General features: G+C 72.5%; 20 protein-coding genes, 1 tRNA gene and 1 pseudogene. 11 read left to right on the forward strand and 11 right to left on the reverse strand.

From position 1 onward, the window contains the following. Nucleotides 1–154: 154 nt before the first annotated feature. The 5 genes and pseudogenes from xseA to DEI86_RS11275 form a co-directional block, all read left to right on the forward strand. Nucleotides 155–1,447: pseudogene (gene xseA / locus DEI86_RS11255) on the forward strand (exodeoxyribonuclease VII large subunit); the annotation flags it as partial. A 123-nt stretch (nt 1,448–1,570) separates the two neighbouring features. Then, nucleotides 1,571–1,819 (forward strand): exodeoxyribonuclease VII small subunit, encoded by a 249-nt coding sequence (locus DEI86_RS11260; RefSeq protein ID WP_111049562.1) that lies wholly within the window; start codon nt 1,571–1,573, stop codon nt 1,817–1,819. Continuing rightward, entirely contained in the window at nt 1,816–2,472 is a 657-nt protein-coding gene (locus tag DEI86_RS11265; RefSeq protein ID WP_111049563.1) for a DUF4245 domain-containing protein, read from the forward strand. Before DEI86_RS11260 ends, DEI86_RS11265 begins: the two co-directional genes overlap by 4 nt. Further along, entirely contained in the window at nt 2,469–3,128 is a 660-nt protein-coding gene (locus tag DEI86_RS11270) for a carbonic anhydrase (protein ID WP_111049564.1), read from the forward strand. The genes DEI86_RS11265 and DEI86_RS11270 overlap by 4 nt, the downstream gene beginning before the upstream one ends. A 125-nt stretch (nt 3,129–3,253) precedes the next feature. Continuing rightward, nucleotides 3,254–4,690 carry an aspartate ammonia-lyase gene (locus tag DEI86_RS11275; protein WP_111049565.1) on the forward strand — a complete coding sequence of 479 codons (1,437 nt, stop codon included), beginning with the start codon at nt 3,254–3,256 and terminating at the stop codon, nt 4,688–4,690. Nucleotides 4,691–4,943: 253 nt separating this feature from the next. Here the strand turns inward: DEI86_RS11275 and DEI86_RS11280 are convergent, their stop codons facing one another. From DEI86_RS11280 to DEI86_RS11290, 3 genes are all read right to left on the reverse strand, one after another. Then, on the reverse strand, nt 4,944–6,236 hold the full coding sequence (locus DEI86_RS11280; protein ID WP_258376532.1) for a PhoH family protein: 1,293 nt from the start codon (nt 6,234–6,236) through the stop codon (nt 4,944–4,946). Nucleotides 6,237–6,699: 463 nt separating this feature from the next. Next, nucleotides 6,700–7,809, reverse strand: coding sequence for an aminotransferase class V-fold PLP-dependent enzyme (locus DEI86_RS11285; protein ID WP_111049567.1), 1,110 nt, complete (start codon nt 7,807–7,809; stop codon nt 6,700–6,702). Nucleotides 7,810–8,020: 211 nt separating this feature from the next. Beyond that, nucleotides 8,021–8,800, reverse strand: a complete 780-nt coding sequence (locus DEI86_RS11290) for an isoprenyl transferase (protein WP_111010899.1) — start codon at nt 8,798–8,800, stop codon at nt 8,021–8,023. A gap of 79 nt (nt 8,801–8,879) precedes the next feature. Between DEI86_RS11290 and DEI86_RS11295 the strand changes: the two genes are divergently transcribed. Next, complete coding sequence (locus DEI86_RS11295) at nt 8,880–9,605, forward strand: hemolysin III family protein (RefSeq protein ID WP_111010900.1); 726 nt, start codon at nt 8,880–8,882, stop codon at nt 9,603–9,605. A 20-nt stretch (nt 9,606–9,625) separates the two neighbouring features. Here the strand turns inward: DEI86_RS11295 and DEI86_RS16895 are convergent, their stop codons facing one another. Further along, nucleotides 9,626–10,006 carry a hypothetical protein gene (locus DEI86_RS16895; RefSeq protein ID WP_258376526.1) on the reverse strand — a complete coding sequence of 127 codons (381 nt, stop codon included), beginning with the start codon at nt 10,004–10,006 and terminating at the stop codon, nt 9,626–9,628. After that, a complete protein-coding gene (gene mca / locus DEI86_RS11305) occupies nt 10,003–10,887 on the reverse strand; it encodes a mycothiol conjugate amidase Mca (RefSeq protein WP_181434886.1) in 885 nt (294 codons plus the stop codon). The genes DEI86_RS16895 and mca overlap by 4 nt, the downstream gene beginning before the upstream one ends. A gap of 96 nt (nt 10,888–10,983) precedes the next feature. On the opposite strand from mca, the gene DEI86_RS11310 reads away from it, so the two are divergent. After that, complete coding sequence (locus DEI86_RS11310; protein ID WP_111010901.1) at nt 10,984–11,433, forward strand: DUF4307 domain-containing protein; 450 nt, start codon at nt 10,984–10,986, stop codon at nt 11,431–11,433. A 71-nt stretch (nt 11,434–11,504) separates the two neighbouring features. Next, nucleotides 11,505–11,993, forward strand: coding sequence for a transcription elongation factor GreA (gene greA, locus DEI86_RS11315; RefSeq protein ID WP_111010902.1), 489 nt, complete (start codon nt 11,505–11,507; stop codon nt 11,991–11,993). A 196-nt stretch (nt 11,994–12,189) separates the two neighbouring features. On the opposite strand, the gene ilvA is transcribed toward greA, so the two are convergent. Beyond that, entirely contained in the window at nt 12,190–13,434 is a 1,245-nt protein-coding gene (gene ilvA / locus DEI86_RS11320; RefSeq protein ID WP_111049568.1) for a threonine ammonia-lyase, read from the reverse strand. A 57-nt stretch (nt 13,435–13,491) separates the two neighbouring features. Next, entirely contained in the window at nt 13,492–14,847 is a 1,356-nt protein-coding gene (locus DEI86_RS11325; protein ID WP_258372015.1) for an AI-2E family transporter, read from the reverse strand. Nucleotides 14,848–14,962: 115 nt separating this feature from the next. Between DEI86_RS11325 and DEI86_RS11330 the strand changes: the two genes are divergently transcribed. After that, on the forward strand, nt 14,963–16,222 hold the full coding sequence (locus tag DEI86_RS11330) for a winged helix-turn-helix domain-containing protein (RefSeq protein ID WP_111049569.1): 1,260 nt from the start codon (nt 14,963–14,965) through the stop codon (nt 16,220–16,222). Between the two features lie 12 nt (nt 16,223–16,234). Here the strand turns inward: DEI86_RS11330 and DEI86_RS11335 are convergent, their stop codons facing one another. Next, on the reverse strand, nt 16,235–16,816 hold the full coding sequence (locus DEI86_RS11335) for a LemA family protein (protein ID WP_111011421.1): 582 nt from the start codon (nt 16,814–16,816) through the stop codon (nt 16,235–16,237). Nucleotides 16,817–17,046: 230 nt separating this feature from the next. Between DEI86_RS11335 and DEI86_RS11340 the strand changes: the two genes are divergently transcribed. Next, nucleotides 17,047–19,431 (forward strand): hypothetical protein, encoded by a 2,385-nt coding sequence (locus DEI86_RS11340; protein ID WP_146244907.1) that lies wholly within the window; start codon nt 17,047–17,049, stop codon nt 19,429–19,431. A 110-nt stretch (nt 19,432–19,541) separates the two neighbouring features. Beyond that, complete coding sequence (locus DEI86_RS11345) at nt 19,542–21,251, forward strand: class I adenylate-forming enzyme family protein (protein WP_111049571.1); 1,710 nt, start codon at nt 19,542–19,544, stop codon at nt 21,249–21,251. A gap of 89 nt (nt 21,252–21,340) precedes the next feature. Here DEI86_RS11345 and DEI86_RS11350 read toward each other — a convergent pair whose 3' ends face one another. The 3 genes from DEI86_RS11350 to DEI86_RS11360 all read right to left on the reverse strand — a co-directional run bounded on the left by DEI86_RS11350 (nt 21,341) and on the right by DEI86_RS11360 (nt 24,270). After that, a complete protein-coding gene (locus DEI86_RS11350) occupies nt 21,341–22,441 on the reverse strand; it encodes an acyltransferase (RefSeq protein ID WP_111027638.1) in 1,101 nt (366 codons plus the stop codon). A 53-nt stretch (nt 22,442–22,494) separates the two neighbouring features. Beyond that, nucleotides 22,495–22,567, reverse strand: a tRNA-Leu gene (locus DEI86_RS11355). 140 nt (nt 22,568–22,707) lie between these two features. Continuing rightward, complete coding sequence (locus DEI86_RS11360) at nt 22,708–24,270, reverse strand: NAD(P)/FAD-dependent oxidoreductase (RefSeq protein ID WP_111049572.1); 1,563 nt, start codon at nt 24,268–24,270, stop codon at nt 22,708–22,710. Nucleotides 24,271–24,295: the final 25 nt, after the last annotated feature.

Here is a 24,295-nt window from a genome sequence, read left to right on the forward strand (position 1 = left end):
TGCCGACGCTGACACGTCCCCTGGGCGTCCGCCCTGGGCGGAACCGGTGTGGAGGAACGCCCCGGACGACCGGGACCGTTCGGGGCACGGGGGATGATGGAGACCCTCCCACGACCGACGGCACGACGTCGGCGCACGACGACAGGAGCAGTGCATGGCGATCGACCAGGGCCCCCCGACCGCGGACAACCCGTGGCCGGTCGCGCTGCTCGGCGCGAAGCTCCGGGACTGGATCGACCGGCTCGGCACCGCGTGGGTCGAGGGCGAGATCACGCAGTGGAACGTGGCCGGCGGCAACGTCTACGGCAAGCTCAAGGACTGCGAGGTCGACGCCACCGTGTCGTTCTCGATCTGGTCGAGCGTCCGTGCGCGGGTCCCGTCCGACCTCGGGCAGGGCGACCGTGTCGTCGCCGCGATCAAGCCCAACTACTGGGTCAAGGGCGGCTCCCTGACGATGCAGGTCGTCGAGATGAAGCACGTCGGACTCGGGGACCTGCTCGAACGCCTCGAGCGGCTCCGCGCCACCCTGCTCGCCGAGGGGCTGTTCGACGCCGCGCGGAAGCGCCCGCTGCCGTTCCTGCCCCGGCGGATCGGACTCGTGACGGGCAAGGACTCCGACGCCGAGAAGGACGTGCTCCGCAACGCGCAGCTCCGCTGGCCGCAGGTCGCGTTCCGCACCGTGCACGCCGCCGTGCAGGGCGACCGCACCGTGGCCGAGGTGACCGCGGCGATCCAGACCCTCGACGCCGACCCGGAGGTCGACGTCATCATCGTCGCGCGTGGTGGCGGTGACTTCCAGAACCTGCTCGGCTTCAGCGACGAGGGTCTGGTCCGCGCCGCCGCCGCGTGCACGACGCCGATCGTCTCGGCCATCGGGCACGAGGCCGACCGCCCGCTGCTGGACGAGGTCGCGGACCTCCGTGCGTCGACCCCCACCGACGCCGCCAAGCGCGTCGTGCCCGACGTGGCCGAGGAGCTCGCGAACGTCCGCCAGGCCCGCGCCCGGATCGGACTCCGCCTGTCGCACACGCTCTCGGTGGAGGCGGACCGGATCGCCGCGCTCCGGTCCCGTCCCGCGCTCGCGTCCACCGCGTGGCTCGTCGACACCCGGGCCGAGGAGGTCGCGCGCGACCTGTCCCGCAGCCGTGAACTCCTCGAGCGGACGATCGAGCGCTCCCACCACGAGGTCGGGCACCTCACCGGTCGGCTGCGGGCGCTGTCGCCGCGGGACACCCTCCGGCGCGGCTACGCGATCGTCCAGACCGCCGACGGCGCGGTGGTGCGCTCGTCCGCCGAGGTCGCGACGCCGACCTCGGTACGGGTGACGCTCGGCGACGGCACGGCGGTCGGCACCATCACCGCCGACGGACCCGGGCCGCAGGGCCTGCGTCCGGCGCCGGGCGACGCCGCGGCGTCCGACGGGGCGGAGTCCGACGGGGCGGAGTCCGACGGGGCGGAGTCCGACGGGGCGGAGTCCGACGGGGCCGAGTCCGACGGGGTGGGTCGGGACGATCCCCAGCTCGACGCCGACGACGCCGTGCTGTCACCGGGTGCTCGGTAGGATCGGACGGTGCCAGCACCAGCCGCTTCCGGAGCCGACCAGGGGTCGGACGTCGCCTCGCTGAGCTACGAGGCCGCTCGCGACGAACTCGTCCGCGTCGTGTCCGAGCTCGAGCAGGGCTCCGCGACACTCGAACGGTCGCTCGCGCTGTGGGAGCGGGGCGAGGCCCTGGCCGCTCAGTGCGAGGAGTGGCTCGTCGGCGCCCGGGCACGACTCGACGCGGCACGCAACGGCGTGCCGCCCGAGGACGACCGATGAGCGACCAACACCCGCAGGGCGCGCCGGTCGTCGCCGAGCTCGGACGCCCCGAGACCGCCGAGGAGACCCGGATCCGCAAGGAGGACGCCCGTCGCGTCCGCCGGCAGCACCAGACGGCGCTCAACCTCGTGCTGTCCCTCGCGGCCTCCCTGGCCGTCGTGCTCGCACTCGTCGCGATCGTCGCCCGGCCCGATCACCCGTCGAGCACGTCGACCCACGTCGACTACCGGTCGGTCGCGGCGCAGGCCGACGTCCCGCACGTGACCCTGGCCGCGCCACGACTGCCGTCGGGGTACTCGGCGAACCGCGCGGACTTCCAGGACGACACCGCCGACGGGGTCGACGTCTGGACCGTCGGACTCATCACCCCGGACGACCAGTACATCGGCGTGCACCAGGGCATCGGGGCGAACCAGACGTGGGTCGCCAACCAGCTCGACGAACACGCCGCCACCGGCTCACGCACCATCGACGGCACGAAGTGGGCCGTGTACGACCGGCGCGACGAGGGCAAGGGCGCCGGGAACGAGGCCTACTCGCTCGTCGCGACGTTCGGTGCGAGCACGGTCGTCCTGGCCGGCACGGCGGACGACGCCTCGTTCCGCACCGTCGCCCACCGCATCGCCACGCAACTGGAGGACCAGAACCGATGAATCGCGCCGCCAGCACCCCAGCCGAGGCCCTGCGCCTGCTCGTCGAGGGCAACGCTCGGTTCGCCTCCGACAAGCGTCGCGTCGGTCGCACCGACCCCGAGCGCCGGAGCGAGCTGGCCGCGTCCCAGTCGCCCTTCGCGACCGTCCTCGGCTGTTCGGACAGCCGCGTGCCGTTCGAGCACGTGTTCGACGCCGGCATCGGCGACGTGTTCGCCATCCGGAACGCCGGGCAGATCGCGGACGACGTCGTGCTCGGGTCGATCGAGTTCGCGGTGGTCGCGCTCGGCACGCCGCTGGTGGTCGTGCTCCGGCACACCCGCTGCGGAGCGGTCAACGCCGCGTGCTCGGGCGAACCCGTGCCGGCGCCGCACCTCCAGACCCTCGTGGACGCGATCGCCCCCAGCGTCGAGCGGGTGCGGTCCACGGTCGGCGCCGCCGCGGGAGCCCCGGCGCCGGACGCCGCCGCCGACACCGCCCTCGCCGTCGACCCGGAGGCCGTGGGTGCGGCCCACCTCGAGGCCACCATGCGGACGGTCATCGAGCGCTCCGGTGCCGTGTCGGACGCCATCGCCGAGGGTAGATTGGCCGTCGTCGGTGCGACCTACGACCTCACGACGGGACTGGTCGACATCGACACCGTGGTCGGGGACGCCTGAGTCCTCCCGCCACGGCCGGGCCCCGCGCCCGACGCCCCCGTCGACCGGCGCGAATCGCCGCACTCGGCACCGCAGCCGACCGGCCGACCGCCGGGGACCGGCACCACAGGAAGGACCACGACGACGTGACCGACACCACGACCTCCCCATCCGCCGACGGCAGCACGGCGGACAGCGGCGACTACCGCATCGAGCACGACACGATGGGCGAGGTCCGTGTACCGGCCTCGGCCCTGTACCGCGCACAGACCCAGCGGGCGGTCGAGAACTTCCCGATCTCGGGCAGCGGCCTCGAGCCGGCGCAGATCGTCGCCCTGGCCCGCATCAAGCGCGCGGCGGCGATCGTGAACGGGCAGCTCGGGGTCGTCGGGCCGGACGTCGCCGAGGCGATCATGGCGGCAGCCGACCGGATCATCGGCGGCGAGCACCACGACCAGTTCCCCGTGGACGTCTACCAGACCGGCAGCGGCACGTCGTCGAACATGAACATGAACGAGGTCCTCGCGACGCTCGCGTCGGACGCCTCGGAGACCGCGGTGCACCCGAACGACCACGTCAACGCGTCGCAGTCCTCGAACGACGTCTTCCCGACCTCGGTGCACATCGCGGTGACCGCGGCGCTCATCCACGACCTGGTCCCCGCGCTCGACCACCTGGCCTCCGCACTCGAGGACAAGGCGGCGCTGTGGGCGACGGCCGTGAAGAGCGGCCGGACGCATCTCATGGACGCCACCCCGGTGACGCTCGGGCAGGAGTTCGGCGGGTACGCCCGGCAGATCCGACTCGGGATCGAGCGCGTGCAGGCGACTCTGCCGCGGGTGGCCGAGGTCCCCCTCGGCGGCACCGCGGTCGGCACCGGGATCAACACCCCCGCCGGGTTCCCGCAGCGCGTCATCGAGCAGCTCGCGTCCGACACCGGCCTGCCGATCACCGAGGCGGCCGACCACTTCGAAGCGCAGGGCGCTCGTGACGGCCTCGTCGAGGCATCGGGCGCGCTCCGGGTGCTCGCCGTGAGCCTGACGAAGATCAACAACGACCTGCGGTGGATGGGGTCGGGTCCGAACACCGGGCTCGGGGAGCTCCGGATCCCGGACCTGCAGCCCGGATCGTCGATCATGCCCGGCAAGGTCAACCCGGTGATCCCCGAGGCCACGCTCATGGTCGCCGCGCGCGTCATCGGCAACGACGCCACCGTGGCCTGGGCCGGAGCCTCCGGCGCGTTCGAGCTCAACGTGGCGATCCCGGTCATGGGCACCGCGCTGCTCGAGTCCATCCGGCTCCTGACGAACAGCACGCGTGCGCTCGCCGACAAGACCATCGTCGGGCTCGAGGCCGACCTCGACCGAGCCCGCGGGTTCGCCGAGTCGTCCCCGTCCATCGTCACACCCCTGAACCGGGTGATCGGGTACGAAGCCGCCGCGAAGGTCGCCAAGTACGCCGTCGCCGAATCGATCACCGTGCGGGAGGCCGTCGTCGCCCTCGGGTTCGTCGAGCGGGGCGAGGTCACCGAGGAGCAGCTCGACAGCGCGCTCGACGTGCTGAGCATGACGCACCCGAACTGACCCAGCTCGGACCGGACGGGGACCCGGGCGACCTCGACTCCCCCACCGGAGGCCGCCCGGGCTGCACACGCCGCGAGCCGGCGGAGGCCGTCCCCAGAGCCGGAACCGACCCGCGGCGTGTACGGGTCCAGCATGGCGGGACGACCGACGCCGCCGACCCGTCCCTCCCGGATCTGTGGAGAGACGTGTCGGCGGCGCCGGTGTGGAGGAGCAGTCGGGCGCTCCGCCGGCTCGGCGCTCCGCCGGCTCGGCGCTACGCCAGCTCCGGCGAGTCGAGCATCTCGGTGACGAGCGCCGCGATGGCCGACCGTTCGGACCGCGTCAGCGTGACGTGCGCGAACAACGGGTGGCCCTTGAGCCGCTCGATGACGGAGGCGACGCCGTCGTGCCGACCGACGCGCAGGTTGTCGCGCTGCGCGACGTCGTGGGTCAGGACCACGCGCGAGTTCTGCCCGATCCGGGACAGCATCGTGAGCAGCACGTTGCGCTCGAGGGACTGGGCCTCGTCGACGATCACGAACGCGTCGTGCAGGGAACGCCCGCGGATGTGGGTCAGGGGCAGGACCTCGAGCATCCCGCGCTCCTGGACCTCCTCGAGGACGTTGTCCGACACGAGGGCACCGAGTGTGTCGAAGACGGCCTGCGCCCACGGGTTCATCTTCTCGGCGGCGTCGCCCGGCAGGTAGCCGAGCTCCTGGCCGCCCACCGCGTACAAGGGGCGGAAGACCATGACCTTCTTGTGCTGCTGCCGCTCGAGCACCGCCTCCAGACCGGCGCAGAGCGCGAGCGCCGACTTGCCGGTGCCGGCGCTGCCGCCCAGGGACACGATCCCGATCTCGGGGTCGAGCAGGGCGTCGATCGCGAGGCGCTGTTCCGCCGACCGGCCGCGGAGGCCGAAGACCTCGCGGTCACCGCGGACGAGCGCCACCGCGCCCGGCGTGTGGACGCGTCCGAGTGCCGACCCGCGCTCCGAGTGGATCACCACGCCCGTGTTGACCGGCACGCCGTCGAGGCTGGCGGAGCGGACCTCCTCGTGCTCGTAGAGGCCCGCCATCTGGTCGCCCGAGATCTCGAGCGTCGTGACGCCCGTGTAGCCGCTGTCGACCGCGAGTTCCGCGCGGTACTCCTCGGCCGGCAGGCCGATCGACGCCGCCTTGACGCGGAGTGGGAGGTCCTTCGACACGACGACGACGTCGAGGCCGTCGTTCGCCAGGTTCATGGCGACCGCGAGGATCCGGGAGTCGTTGTCGCCGAGCTGCAGCCCCGACGGCAGCACGGTCGTGTTGGAGTGGTTGAGCTCGACGCGGAGCGAACCGCCCTCGCCGACCGCGACGGGGAAGTCGAGGCGCTCGTGCTCGATGCGGAGCTCGTCGAGGATCCGCAGGGCCTGCCGAGCGAAGTACCCGATCTCGGGGTCGTTCCGCTTCGACTCGAGCTCGCTCACCACGACGACCGGCAGCACGACGGCGTGCTCGTCGAACCGGAACAGGGCGCGCGGATCGCTGAGCAGGACGGACGTGTCGAGCACGTAGGTCCGTTGCGCGATACCGGCGGACGCATCGGCGGCCCGTCCCGAGCGGGGTGTGGCCCCCGCTGTCGAGGACGTTCCACGCGAGGTGTTCTGAGAGGTCACGACCACTCCATCCCCGGGCCGCGTTCGACCCGGTCCTTGTCCTCGGAACGGCCACGACGCGGTCTCGAAGCTCCGCCGGTGGCCGCTTCGACCGGGCACGATGCCCGATGTCGCGAATCTACGTCCGCCCACCGACACGCTCCCCGGGACACGCGGCGGCTCCGGGTTACGAGGGCGTGAACGCTCGTCACTCCTGCCCCAGCCCGGCCCGGCCGGCCCGGCCCGTCCCGCCCGGCCCGTGCCATTCCGCGAGATCGCAGTCGTTGTCGTTGTGACGGCGCGAGAACGACACCTACTGCGATATCGCGGAGGTTCGGGGCCGGGCCGGAAGCCGGACGCCGGACGCCGGACGCCGGACGCCGGACGCCGGAGCGGGTCAGACCATCGTCGCGAAGGACACGAGCGCGTCCCGCAGCATCGCCAGGGTCTCGTTGGTCGTCGAGACGAAGACCGACACGCGCAGCGTCCCGGCGCGGGTCGTCGCGGTCACGCCGTGGTTGTGGAGCGACGCGGCGAGCGCGGTCAACCGCTCGGGTGCGGGCCGGAGCACGACGATGCCCGCGCGCTCGCGGCGGTCGCGCGAGGACTCGACGACGACGCCGAACTCGTCCGCCAGGTCGAACACCCGCTCGGCCCGCTCGGCGACGGCGGCCTCGACCGCGGCGACACCGACGCCGGACAGGGACTCGAGGGAGACCGCGAGCCGCGCCTGCGCGACCGGGTCGATGCGCGTCATCTGGTACGCGGCGGCGCCCGGCGCGACGGTCGGGACCTCGCCGGGCTCACCGACGGTGCCTGCGGGCCCGGAGAGCGCGGGCCGCAGCCGCTCGAGCGCGCGGTCGCTGAACGACACGAACCCGGTCCCCCAGCCGGCGTGCAACCACTTCTGGCCACCGGTGGCGATGACGTCCGCGACCTCGTACGGCTCGTCGACGGCACCGAAGCCCTGGATCGCGTCGACGATGAGCAGGCGGTCCCCGATCACGTCGCGGATCGCCGCGAGGTCGGCTCGGTACCCCGTCCGCCAGTCGACGAGGCTGAGCGCGACCGCGGCGACGTCGTCGCTGAGGCGCGAGGCGATGAGGTCCGGCGTCATCCACCCGGCGCCGGACTCGATGACGAGCGGCTGCACGCGCCCCGTGGCGGCGGCGGCGCTCGCGAGTGCGAGCGGCAACGACGGGTACTCGTCCGCGGCGACGAGGACACCGCCGGTCAAGCCGAACGCGGTGTGCAGGAGTCCGGGCGTCGTCGCGGTCTGCGAGACGACCTGGTCGTCGCGACGGCGAACGAGGCGCGCGGCGACGGTGCGCACCCGCGCGTCCTGTTCGTCGAGCACCTCCATGGCGCCGAAGCGGACGTGCTCCTGGATGGTGCCGAGCACGCGCTGCTCCTCGAGCACCGCGGTCTGGACCGGGCCGAACGCCGCGTGGTCGAGGTACCCCGGCTCCTCCTGGAACCCGGCGGCGTACTCGTCGATGGTGGTCACGTCCGTTGGTCTCCTGGTTCTGGTCCGCCGACCGTCCCCATCCCCGGTCGATGCGTCCTCATGGACGCGAGCGCTGTGAGTGTACCGAGAACGCGCTGGTGCCGCTGCACCGGAGCCGCGGAGCGCACGCACCGGCGGTCCCGCAGGGCCGGGAGGACCGTGGCCGAGCCGACGCGATCCGGCCGGACCGCGGTCGGGAGGCCCGCAGCCGTCAGCCGCCGAACCGGCGCGACCGCCGCCCGAAGTCCCGCACCGCGCGGAGGAAGTCGACCTCGCGCAGGTCCGGGTAGAACGCCTCGACGAAGTAGAACTCGCTGTGTGCGCTCTGCCAGAGCATGAAGTCGGACAGACGCTGTTCGCCCGACGTCCTGATGACGAGGTCCGGGTCGGGCTGTCCCTGCGTGTAGAGGTGGTCGCCGATGAGCTCGGGCGTCAGCACCTCGGCGAGGTCGTCGAGCGTCCCGCCGCCCGCACCGTGCGCCCGGACGATGCTGCGCATGGCGTCCGCGATCTCGCGCCGGCCGCCGTACCCGACGGCGAGGTTGACGTGCAGCCCCGTGTGCTCGGCGGTCTCGGCCTCGGCACCCTCGAGCGCGCGGACGAGTTCCGGCGGCAGTCCCTCGTTCGACCCGACGTGCTGCACCCGCCACGTGGGATGGGCCGCCAGGTTCGCGGCGAGTTCGGCGATGATCCCGGTGAGTTGCCGGAGCTCGTCGGAGTGCCGCCCCGTCAGGTTGTCGGCGGACAGCAGGTACAGCGTGACGACCTGGACGCCGAGGTCGTCGCACCAACCGAGGAACTCCGGGATCTTCGCGGCTCCGGCCCGGTGGCCGTGCGCGGCCGTCTCGAGTCCGAGCTGCTTCGCCCATCGGCGGTTGCCGTCGACGATCATCGCGACGTGACGCGGGGTCGCGGCGATCTGCGCGCGGATGCGGCGCTGGTAGGCGCGGTAGACCAGGCCTCGCCCTGTCCATCCCGCCCTGGCGCTCACGCGACAACGCTAGTGCACGGACCTGCACCCGGGATCCGGCCGAGGCACGCACGACAGCCGGGTCGCCTACCGTTGGACCATGACCGATCCCAGCCCGGACGCGCTCCCGCACGTGCCGTTCGTCGAGGAAGCCGAGGAGGCCCGGGACGCGTCGGTCGCGTCGGCGCCGGTCCCGCCACCCGCCTGGCGTGGGTGGATCCACCTCGGGGCGTTCCCCGTCGCGGCCGCGCTCGGCATCGTGCTCGTCTGCCTGGCTGCGACCCCGGCGGCGAAGGCCGCGAGCGCCGTGTTCACGGCGGCGTCACTCGTGCTGTTCGGTGTCTCGGCGACCTACCACCGGTTCCGGTGGAGCCCACGCGTCAAGGTCGTCCTCAAGCGGATCGACCACACGAACATCTTCTTGCTCATCGCCGGCACGTACACGCCCGTCGCGGTCTGTGCGCTCGGCGACCGCGACGCGACCGTGCTGCTCGTCGTGATGTGGAGCGGCGCGGCCCTCGGGATGGCGTTCCGGGTGTTCTGGGTCGGAGCGCCGCGCTGGCTCTACGTGCCGCTGTACGTCCTGCTCGGGTGCTCCGCGCTGTTCTACCTGCCGCAGCTGTTCGCCGCCGACACGGCGATGATGGTCCTCGTCCTGACGGGCGGGCTGGCGTACGTGCTCGGTGCGGCCGTGTACGGGTTCAAGCGACCCGACCCCGCGCCCCGCGTCTTCGGGTTCCACGAGGTGTTCCACGCCTTGACCGTCGTGGCGTTCGTCGCGCAGTGGGCGGGCGTGCTCGTCGTCGCGCTCCATCCGGTGCGCTGACCGCGATCCGGCCGGAGGCCTCAGCCGCGCTCGGTGTCGTCCCCGACGTCCGCGCGTCCGCCGTCACCGGTCCCGTGGACGTCACCGCGGCCTCCCGGGCCCCGGCTGTCGTCCTGACGGCCGCGGCCGTCGAGGTCCCCGACGCCGTCGGCGTCCTCGCCCGGGAGCTCGCCGCGGGCCTCGGCCTCGAGCCGTTCCCGGATCTCCGACCGGTACCGGGTCCGGCGGATGCGCCGGGTCATGTCGACGACGAGCGCGATCGTCGCGACCGCGACGAGCGCGATGGCGACGAACCCCCACACACCGGGCGTGACGTCGACGTCGGGGACCGTGGAGGCGGGCGTGGTCGGTGACGTGGCGGCCGCGAGCACGAGGGCCCCGGTCAGGACGGTGGCGCTCATCGGGCGGACTCCTCGTCGATCCCGGCGAACAGGTCGGTCTCCGGCAGCGTCGTCGGCACACGGGACTCGACGAGCTGGAAGTCCTCGGTCGGCCAGATGGCGGCGACGACGTCCGGGGGCCAGAAGAAGAAACGGCTGTCGGTGGGCACCTGGCTGGCGTGGGCCCGCAGCGCGGCGTCACGCGCGGCCAGGTGCTCGGCCACGTGGACATGGGAGGTCGACAGGTCCTCGCGCCCCTCGAACCGCTCGAGGAACGTCGCCATCTCGGCGAGCTCCGGCGCGTCCGGGTCGCGTTCGGCCATCGCCGCGTACATCGCGCGGAACCGATCCGGGTTGAACGTGCGCTCGTAGTAGAGCTTGTCGATGGTCCACGGGGCGCCCGCCTCGGGGTAGGCGGTCGGGTCGCCGGACGTGCGCCAGGCCTCCATCGCGATCTCGTGCGACCGGATGTGGTCCGGGTGCGGGTAGCCGCCGTTCTCGTCGTACGCGATCATGACGTGCGGACGGAAGCGCCGCACGATCCGGACGAGGACCGCTGCGCTCGTCGTGATCGGGACGGTCGCGAAGGTCCCCGGCCGCACCGTCTCGCCCTTCTCGGCGTCGGGGAGCCCCGAGTCGTGGTAGCCGAGCCAGACGTGGTCGATCCCGAGGGCCGCCTGGGCCGCCGCCATCTCCGTCCGTCGGTGTCCGGCCATGTCGCGGTGCGCCCGGCTGCGCGCGGGTTCCGGGAGCTGCTCGTTGAGGATGTCGCCCGCCTCACCACCCGTGCACGAGACGACGAGGACCTGAGCGCCCTCCGCCACGTACTTGGCGTACGTCGCGGCTCCCTTGCTCGACTCGTCGTCGGGATGGGCATGGACCGCGATGAGACGCAGGGGCACGACACTCCTCGATGCTGCCGGCGCTGGCCGGGCGGGCGAACCCCGCGAGGGGCCGGGTGAACTACCCTGGGACGAGGATAATCGTTCCAGGAGTCCATGCTGTCCGCTTCGCACACCCCCACGCCAGGCCTCGGATCCGCACAGGGATCGGCTGCAGCCGCCCTCGACGACCGCTACGGTCGCACCCCCGGGCGACGCCGACGGTCCGTCCTCGTCGCGGTCGCCGCGGCGATCGTCATCGTGGTCGTGTTCACGGTCTGGGTCATCTGGGCCGGTCCCGGCCAGACCGACCACGGCCTCGACTCCGAGGACGTCGGGTACCACGTGCAGTCGGACCGTGCGACGCTCGTGCACTCCCAGGTGTCCGTCGACCCCGGCAACCGCGTCGACTGCGCCGTGCAGGTGCTCGACAAGTCGTTCACCATCGTCGGGTGGAAGGTCGTCGACCTGCCGGCGAGCACCCAGCGCACGACCTCGATCGACACGGTCGTCAAGACGAGTTCCCGCGGTGTCACCGGCTTGATCAACACCTGCTGGATCCCTTAGTCTGCTCTGATTCGCCAAGCGAGACCGGCCCCTCCGGCCGGTCTCCTTTTTTTCGGCCGAAGGGAACACCCATGAGCAACGACACCCAGGTCACCTGGCTGACCCAGGAGGCGCACGACCGTCTCCAGGCGGAGCTCGAGCAGCTGCGCGGCCCCGCTCGCACCGAGATCGCGCAGCGCATCGAGGCCGCGCGCGAGGAGGGCGACCTCAAGGAGAACGGCGGCTACCACGCCGCGAAGGACGAGCAGGGCAAGATCGAGGCCCGCATCCGTCAGCTCACCGAGCTCCTCAAGCACGCCACGGTCGGCGAGGCCGACTTCGACGGCACGGTCGAGCCCGGCACGGTCGTCACGGCCACGATCGCGGGTGACGACTCGACGTTCCTCGTCGGCAACCGTGAGATCGTCGCCGACGGCGCCGACCTCACGGTCTACAGCCCGTCGAGCCCGGTCGGCGCCTCGATCATGGGGCTGCGTGCGGGCGACGCGACGAGCTACACCGCGCCGAACGGCAGGGAGATCGCCGTCACGGTGCAGAAGGTCGAGCGGTACGAGCCGTAGGCGGCTCCCCCGATCCACGTCGAACGCCCCCGTCGCTCCGCCGACGGGGGCGTTCGACGTCCCCGCATCTCCTCAGGCGAGATCGCACTCGTCGCCGCTCTGGCGCCTCCAGAGCGGCAACGAGTGCGATCTCGCGGGATGGGGGCAGGCAGGCGGGAGGGGCGGGACCGGTCCGCACCGGCCCTCCCGACCGTCGTCAGTGGCGGACGAGTGGACGGAAACCGGCTTCGCGCAGGCGCTCCGTGACCTCGGCCGCGTGCTCGGGCCCCCGGGCCTCGATGCTCAGCTCGAGCGCGACCTCGGTGATCTCGAGCCCCTGCCCGTGCCGCGTGTGCAGGACCTCGACGACGTTCGCACCGGCGTCCGAGATCACCTGCGACACGAGGGCGAGCTGCCCCGGGCGGTCGGGGAGCATGATCCGGATCGCCACGTAGCGCTGCGCCGCGACGAGACCGCGCGTGATCACGCGCTCCATCATGAGCGGATCGATGTTGCCACCGCTCAGCACCACCACGGTCCTACCGGAGTCGCGGATGGTCCCGGCCATGATCGCCGCCACACCCACCGCGCCGGCCGGCTCGACGACGAGCTTGGCGCGTTCGAGCAGCACGAGGAGCGCCCGGGCGACGTCGTCGTCGGCGACGGTGACGATCTCGTCGACCAGGTCGCGGACGAGCGGGAAGTTGAGCTCGCCGGGTCGGGCGACGGCGATCCCGTCGGCGATGGTCGGGGCGGTCGTGATGGTGGTCGGCGCACCCGCCTGGATCGACACCGGGTACGAGGCCGTGTTCGCCGACTGGACGCCGACGACTCGGATCGATCGCCCCTGCTGCCGCGCGATGCCCTTGACCGCGAGCGCGACACCGGAGACCAGGCCCCCGCCGCCGATCGGCACCACGACCGTGTCGACGTCCGGCACCTGGTCGACGATCTCGAGGCCGACGGTGCCCTGCCCGGCGATGATGTCCGGGTGGTCGAACGGCGGGATGAACACCGCGCCGGTCCGGGTGGCGAACTCCTGGGCAGCGGCCAGGGCCTCCTCGACGCTGTGGCCGTGGAGGACCGTGTCGGCGCCGTACTGCCGGGTCGCCTGCAGCTTCGGGAGCGCGACGCCGACGGGCATGAAGATCGTCGCCGGCACGCCGAGCTCACGAGCCGCCAGGGCGACCCCCTGCGCGTGGTTGCCAGCGCTCGCGGCGACGACGCCGCGCCGGCGCTCGTCGGCGTCGAGCGCCGCGAGCCGGTTGTACGCACCACGGATCTTGTACGCACCGGTGCGCTGCAGGTTCTCGCACTTGAGGTGCACGGCCGAGCCGAGGATCTCGCCGAGGAACTGCGATGTCTCCATCGGGGTGACGCGCGCCACACCCTCGACGACCACCCGTGCGGCCTCGACGTCGTCGAGGGTCGGGACCTGCGGCACGGTGCTGGGGATCGTCACCGGACCATCATCGCGTGTCGGCGCACGTCCCGCGACGGGTCGCCGTCGCGGGACGACTCACTCGACGTCGACCGCGGTGCCCTTGTTGGCGGTCGGCTGCTTGTCACTGCCCGGTGCCGGCACGTCGTCGCCGATCTTGTGCCGGTGCCACCGCGACCGCGGGATGACCGTGGTGCCGTGCTCGGGCTTGGCGTCGCGCACGTGGTCGGAGTCCATGTACTTCCAGCGCCCCTGCGCGACGGTCGTGACCATCGAGTTGAGCACGGCGATGAGCGGCACGGCGAAGAACGCGCCGGCGATGCCGGCCAGACCGGAGAACGCCGTGACGCCGAGCACGACCGCGAGCGGGTGCACCTTGACCGCGTTGCCCATGACGAGCGGCTGGAGGATGTGGCCCTCGATCTGCTGCACGAGCAGGACGACGCCGATGACGAGCAAGGCTGCGACGGGGCCGTTGAAGATGAGCGCGACGAAGACCGCGAGGAAGCCGGTGACGATCGCGCCGACCACCGGCACGAACGCCCCGAGGAACACGAACACGGCGATCGGGATGACGAGCGGCAGCCCGCCGAAGAACAGGCCGACGAACCAGGAGCCGAACCCGATGCCCACCGCGTCGGCGAACGCGACGAAGATCTGCACGCGCACGAAGCTCGAGAGCGTGATCCAGCCGGCGACGCCCGCGCCGTCGACCGCCGCGCGGGCCTTGATCGGGAACACCCGAACCGACCATCGCCAGACGTTCTTGCCGTCGATGAGCAGGAAGATCACCGTGAACAGGATGACGAACAGGCCCTCGGCGACGTGCGTCAGGCTCGATCCGGCGCTCGCGACGCCCGACAGGATCGAACTCGAGTGCGCCTGGAGCCAGTTCGTGCCCTGGTCGAGGTAGCCCGAGATGTCCTTCTGCGTCACGCCGAGGCCCGCGCCCGCGATCAGGTCCTTGATGTTGTCGAACTGCGACAGCGTCTGCTTCTTGAGGGACGGGTAGGACGAGACGATCTGGCTCACGACGAGCCAGAGCAGTGCGGCGACCGCGGCGAGCCCGCCGATCAGGCTGATGACGATCGCCGCCCACTTGGGCACGTGGTGCCGCTGCATCCAGTTCGAGATCGGGATGAGGAACGCCGCGATCACGATGCCGACGAGGAACGGGATGAGGATCTCGCTGAACAGCGTCATCAGCCAGATGAAGAGCGCGATCACGCCCACGACGACGAGGATCCGCCAGCTGAACGCACCGGCGATCTGCATGCCGACGGGGACGTTGTCCTCGACGACCGACGCCGGATGCCGTCGCGACGGGACCTGCTCTCGACCTGTCCGCGCCTGCTCGCGACCCGCGGGGCGCGACAGCGCTGGTGCCGGCCGCGTCGTCCGGGCGTCCGGTTGCTTCTTCTTGCCCCATGCCATTGCGCCAGTGTATGAGCGCGTGCCCGTTCGTGTTCCGATCCCGGAATACGATGCGCGCGTTCCGGACGACCGGGAGGCGGCGGGCACGTCGGAGGCCGCCGGTAGCGTTGCGGGCATGGTCCGGACCGCACTCTCCGCCGCCCAGGCACGACGCGTCGCGCTCGGGGCACAGGGCATCGGCCGCGCGGTCCCGGAGGGCGCGGTGTCGAGCCGGACCATCCGCGCCCTCGTCGAGCGGCTGGGGCTCCTGCAGATCGACTCCGTGAACGTGTTCGAGCGGAGCCACTACCTCCCCGTCTTCGCCCGCCTCGGTGCGTACGACAAGGCCCTCCTCGACCGCATGACGATGACGAGGGGCGCCGCCCACCTGGAGTACTGGGCGCACGAGGCCGCGTTCATCCCCCGCACGAGCTGGCCGCTGTTCCGGTGGGCGATGGACACGCGGCGTGCGCGGGACCACGCCGACCACGACGGCTTCGCGGCCACCCACGCGCCACTCCTCCGGGAACTCCTCGCCGTGCTCCGCGCCGAGGGGCCCCTGCCCGCGAGCGCGGTGGAGCACGAGAGCAACGTGCGGCGAGGACCGTGGTGGGGCTGGAGCGACGTCAAGCGGGGGTTCGAGCACCTGTTCCGCTGGGGCGACGTCGTGAGCGCCGGGCGGAGCGGCTTCGAGCGCGTGTACGGCCTGCCGGACCAGGTGCTGTCGGCCGAGGTGCTCGACACGATCCCGGACGAGACCGACGCCGTCCGCACCCTCGTCGAGCGCTCGATCCGGGCCTCCGGCGTCGGGACGCTCGCGGACGTCGCGGACTACCACCGCCTCCGGTCGGACCGGACGCGGTCGGCGCTGCGCGACCTCGAGGACGCCGGGGTCGTCGTGCCCGTCGAGGTCGAGGGCTGGGGCCGCCCGGCGTGGATGCACGCCGACGCCACGGTCCCCCGCCGTGTCGAGGCCGACGCCGTGCTCAGCCCGTTCGACCCCGTCGTCTGGTTCCGGCCGCGCGCCGAGCGCGTCTTCGGCTTCCACTACCGGATCGAGATCTACACACCGGCCCCGAAGCGCGTGTACGGCTACTACGTGTTACCGGTCCTGCAGGACGACCAGGTCGTGGGCCGGGTCGACCTCAAGAGCGACCGCCAGCACGGTGTCCTCCGCGTCCGGACGGCATGGGAGGAACCCGGCCGACACCTCGATCCCGGGCGTCTCGGCGCCCTGCTGCTCCGCACCGCGGACTGGCAGGGACTCGACGCCGTGGCGGTCACCGACCGGGGAACAGCGGCAGCGCGGCTCGCGGACGCCCTCGGTGTGCCGCTCGTGCCGCACGAGGCCGCGGACGACGCCGAGGCCTCGGACTCTCCGCCGGACGGCCCCTGACGACCGCACCCGTCAGAACTGCACGCGCGGGGGTTCGGCGATCGCGGCGGGCTCCGCGGTCTCGAAGAACGGTGCCTCGCGGTACCCGCGGTTCCGCGCGACGGCGGAGCCCGGGAACACGCGGATCTTCGTGTTGAGCTCGCGGACGCTGCCGTTGTAGTAGCGGCGCGCCGACTGGATCTTGTCCTCGGTCGCGACGAGTTCCGACTGCAGCTGCAGGAACGCCTGGCTCGACTGCAGCTGCGGGTAGCCCTCGGCGATGGAGAACACGCGCTTGAGTGCCTTCTGCATGTGCCCCTCCGCCTCCGACGCAGCCGTGGCGTCGCCCGCGCTCAGCGTCTCGGCCCGGGCCTGCGTCACGGTCTCGAACAGACCGTTCTCGTGGGTGGCGTACCCACGGACGGTGTCGACGATCGTCGGGACGAGCTCGGCCCGCCGGTGGAACTGCGTCTCGATCTCACTCCACGCCTGGTCGACCCGGCCCTTCAGGGCCACGAGCGACCTCGACGTGGCCCAGACGGCGATGCCGACGACCACCAGCACGACGACGACCACTCCGACGACGATGAGCGTCGTGACGAGACCGGTGTCCATGGCGAGTACTCCTTCTCCGCGACGGACACGCAGGCACATGTGTCCGTATCGACTATACGGGCGGCACCAGGAGCGCTCGGCCGCCGGGGTACTGGCTCTCGGCTGATTCCCGCGCACCGTTCGGCTGGTTCCCGGGCGCGTGGGCCTTCGTCACGATTTCGCATCGGCTGGATCCGCCGAGCCGAGCGAGTGGTTGACGTCGGCACGCGGGTGACCTCGAATGGGGGGCAGTGGATCAGGGAACACGAGCGGGCCGGGGGGCCGTCGGGTGGCCGGTCGTCCGTCGACCGCCCGCTCGGCGCCGACGCGCCCTGCGGGGGCGACGGGTCGCACTCGTCACCACGGTGCCGCTCGCCGTCGTCGTGGCCCTGCTCGCCGCGGCGGCTCCCGCACGCGCCGCCTCGCCCGACGCGACGGCACGTGCTCCGATCACCACCACCATGTCCCGGGCCGTGCCGACCCAGCCGGCCGGCGCACAGCAGGCAGCGCCGGCCGCCTCGGCGAGCCCGACCGCTCCGACGCCGGTCGCACCGTCGATCGACGACCAGTCGGCCATCACCACCGGAGCCGGCCGGGTCACGGGCCGCGGGACCCCGGACGACCGCGTGCGCGTCGCCGACCCGAGCACGCCCACGGCGTCGGTCTGCTCGACCACCGTGACCGGCGACGGGACGTGGGCGTGCACCGGACCGGTCCGCTCCGGGCCCCGCCAGGTCTTCACCGTCCTCGACACGACGCACGACGACCTGGCGCCCGACGACGCCGCACCCGTCGACGTCCTGACACCGCCGGTCGTCACGACGACGGGCCCGACGACCGGGGGCGTGACCGGCACGGGGTACCCCGGAGCGCGGGTGACGGTGGACGCCGGGAGCGCCTCCCGAACGGCCACGATCGCCTCCGACGGGTCCTGGTACGTCTCCTGGTCCGCCGGGCCCGACGCCCTGACGACGGGGACCTGGACGATGACGGCGACCCAGGCCGCGGATCCGGCGCTGGGGTTCGCCGCGACCGTGCGCAGCACGTCGTCGTCACCGGTGGCCGTCAGCGTCGACCGCACCGCGCCCGTCGCCCCGGTCCTCACGCGTCCCGCGGTCGGCACGCACGTCCGGGCGCAGCCGATCACCGTCGCGGGCACCGGCGAGACCGGCGACACGGTCACGGTGTACGTCGACGGCAATCCGGTGTGCCAGAGCGCGGTCACCGCGACCCGCTGGTCGTGCACCACGGCCGGATCGAGCATCCCGGACGGCACACGCAGCTTCGCGGCGGGACAGCGCGACGCGGCGGGGAACCTCTCGCCGGTGTCAGCCGGGCGCGCGGTGGTCGTCGGGGGCGCCCTGACCGACGCACCGAGCGGCGGTCCGACGTCGTCCGGCGGCGACGGGGGCGGCACGTCCGGCGCGGCGCCCTCGTCACCGCACGCGACGGGACGGGCCGAACCGGGCCTCCCGGGCGGTTCGGCCCGTGGTGGCCCCGGGTCCGGCGGATCCGGGTCCGGCGCGTCCGGGTCCGGTACGGGCGGGTCCGGTACGGGCGGCGGACCCGGTGGCGCGACCGGCGACGACGCGAGCGGTACCGGCGGTGGCGGTGCGGGCGCCCGACCCGACGACGGTTGGACGGCGGCGACCGCCTACGACGCACACGTGCCGAGCATCCCGGCGAGCGTCTCGCTGCGGACCCTCGTGCTGGTGCTCGTCGGGGTCGCCGCGTTCCTCGTGCTCGTCGCGGTGCCGCTCACACTGCTCGCCCGGTCCACCCGCGGCCGGTTCCGGTGGCGTCTCGCACGGTTGACCGGGCGGAACCGCCCCGTCGCCTCGACCGCCGAGGGCACGGGGGCGCTCCCGACGTGGGCCGCGGTGTCCGTGTCGGCCGGCGTCGCCAGCCTGCTGACGCTGTTCGCCACCGGCATCGCCGCGGAGCCGCGCTACGCCCGCCTCGCGATCGCGGTCGTCCTCGGGACCGCCGTGCTCGCGGTCGCCGTGGTGGTCGCCGCACGATGGAGCGCGGGACCGTCCCGCGACGCCGTCGTCGTCCGGGTCTCCCCGGCCCTCGTGGTCGCGGCGCTCGTCGCGTGCCTCCTCACCCGGAGCGCGCACCTCGCACCCGCGGTGCTGCTGGGCGTGCTCGTCGTCCCCTCGGTCGGCGTCGGTGGACGCGATCCGCTCCCGCACCGGCACGTCCGACTCCCGCGCAGGGTCGTCGCCCTGGGCACCGACGGGGCGAGCGCGAGGAGCGCGACCGTGCAGACGGGCGCGCTCCTCGCGCTCGCGGCGATCGGCTGGCTCCTGTGCAGCGTCAGCGCCGGAGCCGGGTTCTGGCACCAGTTCCTGTCCGAGTTCGCCACCACCCTCTGCGTCGGCGGCCTCGGGTCGGTCGTGACCACGCTCCTCCCCGTCGCCGGGTCGGCCGGCGCCGCACTGTGGGCGACGTCCCGCGCGCGCTACGCCGCCGTCGCGACCGTCCCCGTGGCGCTCGCGGTGGCCGTGTACTCGGGCTCGACCGGCACGCACCTGTCCCTCGCGACCGTCGGGGTCACCATGGGCGGCTGCGCCGCGGTGGCGGTCGCCGTCTGGACCTGGACCCGCGTCGTCGAGCCCGCCCTGCGCGACTGACGGGAGGCCCGACCGGCCGTCCGCGGATCGACCCGCCCCGGCGGTCCCCCGCGATACGCTGACGGACGGTGCGTCGGAGCCCGCCGACGCGCCGACGAGCTGGAGCGACCATGAGCACCGACACCGACCGCACACCGGACACGACGACGCCGTACGACCCCACCCGCTTCCGCGGGGTGTTCGAGGGGCAGTACACCTACGCCAACGGCTTCGCCCGCAACGTGCACCGGTTCGCCGATCGGCCGGCCCTGCGCGATCCGTCCTCCGGACGCTCCTGGACCTACGCCGAGCTCGGCGACGCCGTCGACCGCGTCGGTGGGTGGCTCGTCCGGAACGGCGTCGGACGCGGTGCCGTCGTCATGGCGGAGCTGTTCAACGGTCCGGAGCTCGCGATCGCGTACCTGGCGTGCCACCGCATCGGCGCCGTGTTCTCGCCCACCAACTTCCGCCTGGCCCCCGCCGAGGTCGCGTACATCATCGACGACTCGGCACCGGTCGTGCTCCTCCACGACGCCGCGCGGACCGGGGACATGACCGACGCGCTCGCCACCGCCACCCACGCTCCCGCGCGGGTCGTGGTGGTCGGGGCCGACGGGACGTCCGCGGACACCGAGTCGTTCGAGACCCTGCTGGCGGCCGAGCCCGTCACGCACCTCGAACTCGCGGAGCGCGACGACGCACGGCCGCGGACCACCTACGACGAGACCACACGCCTGTACACGTCGGGCACGACCGGACGGCCGAAGCCCGTGCCGCTGCCGAGCCTCGTCGAGGTGCTCAGCGCACACGACGTCATCATGCACTTCCCGCTGACGCCGTTCGACAAGACGCTCAACATGTCGCCGCTGTTCCACCGGGGTGGCCTGTACTCCGGCGGCCCCAACCCCGTGTTCTACGTCGGAGCGGAGCTCACCACCCTCCGGCACTTCGACGCGGACGTGGTGCTCGACCTCGTCCAGTCCGAGCGGTTGACGTTCCTCATCGGCGCCCCGACGAACCTCGTCCAGCTCGCCGACGCGCAGGAACGCCACGCCCGGGATCTGTCGTCGCTCCACGGCATCGTCACGATGGGCGCTCCGCTCGACCGTGCCGCCGCGCTGCGGTTCCAGGAGCTGCTGACCCCGCGGATCTTCAACGGGTACGGCACCACCGAGACCTTCTGGAACACGTTCCTGCGGCCGGAGGACTTCCCCGACGGCGCTGGTTCCACCGGCCGTGCGTCCACCGACGACGACGTGGCGGTGGTCCAGGTGTACGCCGACCGCCTCGCCGATCCGACGGACACGGTCGCCAAGGACGGCACCGAGATCGGTGAGTTCGCGGTCCGCACCGTCAAGTCGGGCTACTCGTACCGGAACCCGCAGCTCGAGGACGAGAAGTTCTCGGACGGCTGGTTCTACCCGGGCGACCTCGCCACCTGGGACACCCAGGAGCGGGTGACGATCGTCGGGCGCAAGGACGACATGATCATCTCCGGCGGCGAGAACGTCCACCCGGTGCAGGTCGAGGCCGTGCTCGGGGAGCACCCCGGCGTCGCCGACTCGGTCGTCGTGGGCGTGCCCGACGAGCGGTGGGGCGAGGTCGTCACCGCCTACGTCGTCCGCAGGCCCGGCGACGGTCTGCCCGAGGACGACGCGGCAGCGGCAGCCGCGCTCGAGTCGTTCACCGGATCCCACCCCGCCCTCGCCCGCTACAAGCGCCCCCGGCTGTACCGGTTCGTCGACAGCATCCCCTACAACGCGACCGGCAAGAAGGTGCACTACGTCGCCAAGGCGACGGCGGCCGAGGACCACGCGGCCGGGCTGCTCATCGCGCCCTGACCCACTGCCCACCGGTCGGGAGGCGCGGGACCGGCTCGCCCCGCGCCTCCCGACCGCACCACTGACGGTGCTGCAGCCCCGCGTCTGGGTCAGCGGTGCGCTGGGACGTCCGCGCGCGGTGTCACGGAGGCACGCGTGCCGGTCAGCCGCGAGGGCGCCGTGAACAGCCAGGGGAACCGGAGCCGCTCGAGGACGATGCCGAGCAGGATCGGACCGACGACGCCCGCGAGCGTGCCGACGACCACGTGGACGACCGGGTCCTGGACGCCGAGGTGCGACAGGACGATCCGGGTGCCCGACGCGAACGTGATGCTCGCGAGGAAGATCTCGAGCGTGCGGCGGCCGACCGCACCGACCCAGGTCAGCCACGACACGGCCGCGAGCAGCCGGGAGACCGCGATCACCGCCACGAGGCCGACCAGGGTCGTGAGCAGACCGAGCGCGACCGCCACCACCCCGTGGTGGTCGCCGGCACTCGGGGTCGGCGTGCCCTCGGTCGTGCCGAACACCAGGGCGACGAAGGCCACGGTCCCGACGAGCGCGACGACACCCACCACGGGCATCCGCACGCGCGCGATGAACTCGATCACGCGGCGCGCGCCGATGCACACGCCGAGGAAGAAGAACACCCAGATCCCGAGGCCCTGGACGAGGGCGACCCCCAGGTCCGTGCCCCAGCCCGCGATGCTCACGACGAGCGCTCCCACGATGCTGGCGATCATGACGGCACGGGACCGCCACGGGCGGACGAGCGCGGCCACCGTCGACACGGCCACGAGCCACGGCAGGAACCAGAGCTGCCCGTCCGGGTGCAGCAGGTCGAGTGTGCTCGTGATGCTCGTGGGCGAGTTCACGAGGGCGCCGGCAGCCAGTTTCACCACGCCCTGCACGAGCGACCACACGACGTAGACGTAGATGAACAGCACGTCGCGGCTGCGGAGGTACCGGCCGACGCCGTCACGATCGACGGCGCGAGCGACGAACAGGCCGCTGATGAACGCGAACACCGTGAGGTGCACGCTGTACAGGAGGCGGTCGGTGTCGATGTAGCCCACCGCGTGGCGGTCGAGGATGTGTGCGGACGCCAGTCCGCGCAGGACGTGGCCGAGCACGATCATGGTGATCGCGATGCCACGGGCGATGTCGAGGGTCGCGTCTCGGGTCGACGCGGTTCGGGTTCGGGTCGTCACGATCCGCAGCCTAGGGGGTGACGGGCCGTCGCGGGGGTGCCGGCGGTGTTCGGTGCCCCCGGAGGGATTCGAACCCTCAACTCGGCGATTTTAAGTCGCATGCCTCTGCCGTTGGGCCACGGGGGCGGCGCGGGCCAGCCGCGCACCGAGCGTTGCTCGGGAACGCGTTCCAGCCTAGATCGTCGGCACTCCGGACGCGGACGAGGCGGCCACCCCGTGGGTGACCGCCTCGATCGTGGTCGATCCGCTGGCGCGGACGGAGTCGGCTACTCCGCCTTCGCGCTGACCGGCGCCGAGTCCGCGGCCGGCTCGGCGACGGGCTGGGACGCGGCAGCGGCGTCGGCCTTCGGCGCAGCGGCCTTCTTGGCGGCCGGCTTGCGCGTGGTCGTCTTCGCGGCGGGCGCGGCGTCGTCCTTCTTGACGTCCTTCGAGACGTCGTCCGCGGGGGTCGCGTAGACCGGGCCCGACGCACCCTCGGGCGTGCCGGCCTCGGGCATCGGGGGCTTCGGGCGCGACGCGAACGTCTCGAACGCGGCACGCGGGGTCTCGCGGTCGTCGAGCGAGACGATGTCGCGGCCGAACATCGTGCCGGTGAGCCAGTCGCCGACCACGCGGACCTTGCGCTCCCACGACGGCATGGCCAGGCCGTGGTACCCGCGGTGCGCGCCCCAGGCGAGGAAGCCCTTCATCGCGAACTTGCCCGACTGGAACACACCGATGCCGAGGCCGAGGCCCGCCACCGCGCCGAGGTTCTCGTGCTTGTAGTCCTTCGGCTCCTCACCGCGGATGACCGCGACGAGGTTCTTCGCCAGCTGCTTGGCCTGGCGGACCGCGTGCTGGGCGTTCGGCACGCACATGCCGCCCACACCGCCGCCCGTGAGGTCCGGCACCGCCGCGACGTCACCGCAGGCCCAGGCGTCCGCGACGATCCCGTTGTCGTCCACGACACGGAGGTCCGGCTGCACACGGATGCGTCCGCGCGGCTCGAGCGGGAGGTCGGTGCCCTTGACCATCGGGTTCGCCATGACGCCCGCGGTCCAGATGATGAGGTCGGACTCGACGGTCTGGATCTCGCCCTCGTTCGGCTTGAGCTGGCAGACGCCGCCGACCGCCGAGGCGAGCTGCGTGTCGAGGTGGACCTCAGCGCCGCGCTCGGCGAGGTTCTTGAGGACCCAGTGGCTGGTCTCCAGGGAGACCTCGGGCATGATGCGCCCCATCGCCTCGACCAGGTGGAAGTGGGTCTCGTCGAACGAGATGGTCGGGTAGTTGCGGAGCAGGTTCGTGGCGAACGACCGCAGCTCGGCGAAGATCTCGATGCCGGCGAAGCCACCGCCGACGACCACGACGGTGAGGAGACGCTCGCGCTCCGGGCCGGCGGGCAGGTTCGCGGCCTTCGCGAAGTTCGTGAGGATCTTGTCGCGGATAGCGGCGGCTTCCTCGATGGTCTTGAGGCCGATGGCCTCCTCGGCGACGCCGGCGATCGGGAACGTGCGCGAGACGGCACCGGCGGTCATGACGAGCGTGTCGTAGGTCTCCTCCCACGGCTCACCGACCTGCGGCGTGATCGTCGCGGTCTTCGTGGCGTGGTCGACCTTGGTGACCTTGGCCGTGACGACACGCGTCTTGCCGAGGTGCCGACGGTGCGCGACCACCGCGTGCCGCGGCTCGATCGACCCGGCCGCGACCTCCGGCAGGAACGGCTGGTAGGTCATGTAGGGCAGCGGGTCCACCATCGTGACCTCGGCCTCGCCCGGGCGGAGCGCCTTCTCGAGCTTCCATGCTGTGTAGAAGCCGGCGTAGCCGCCGCCGACGATGAGGATCTTGGGCACGAGTGATGTCTCCTTGGATGGGGGT

This window comes from Curtobacterium sp. MCBD17_028 (assembly GCF_003234875.1).
Lineage (GTDB): Bacteria > Actinomycetota > Actinomycetes > Actinomycetales > Microbacteriaceae > Curtobacterium.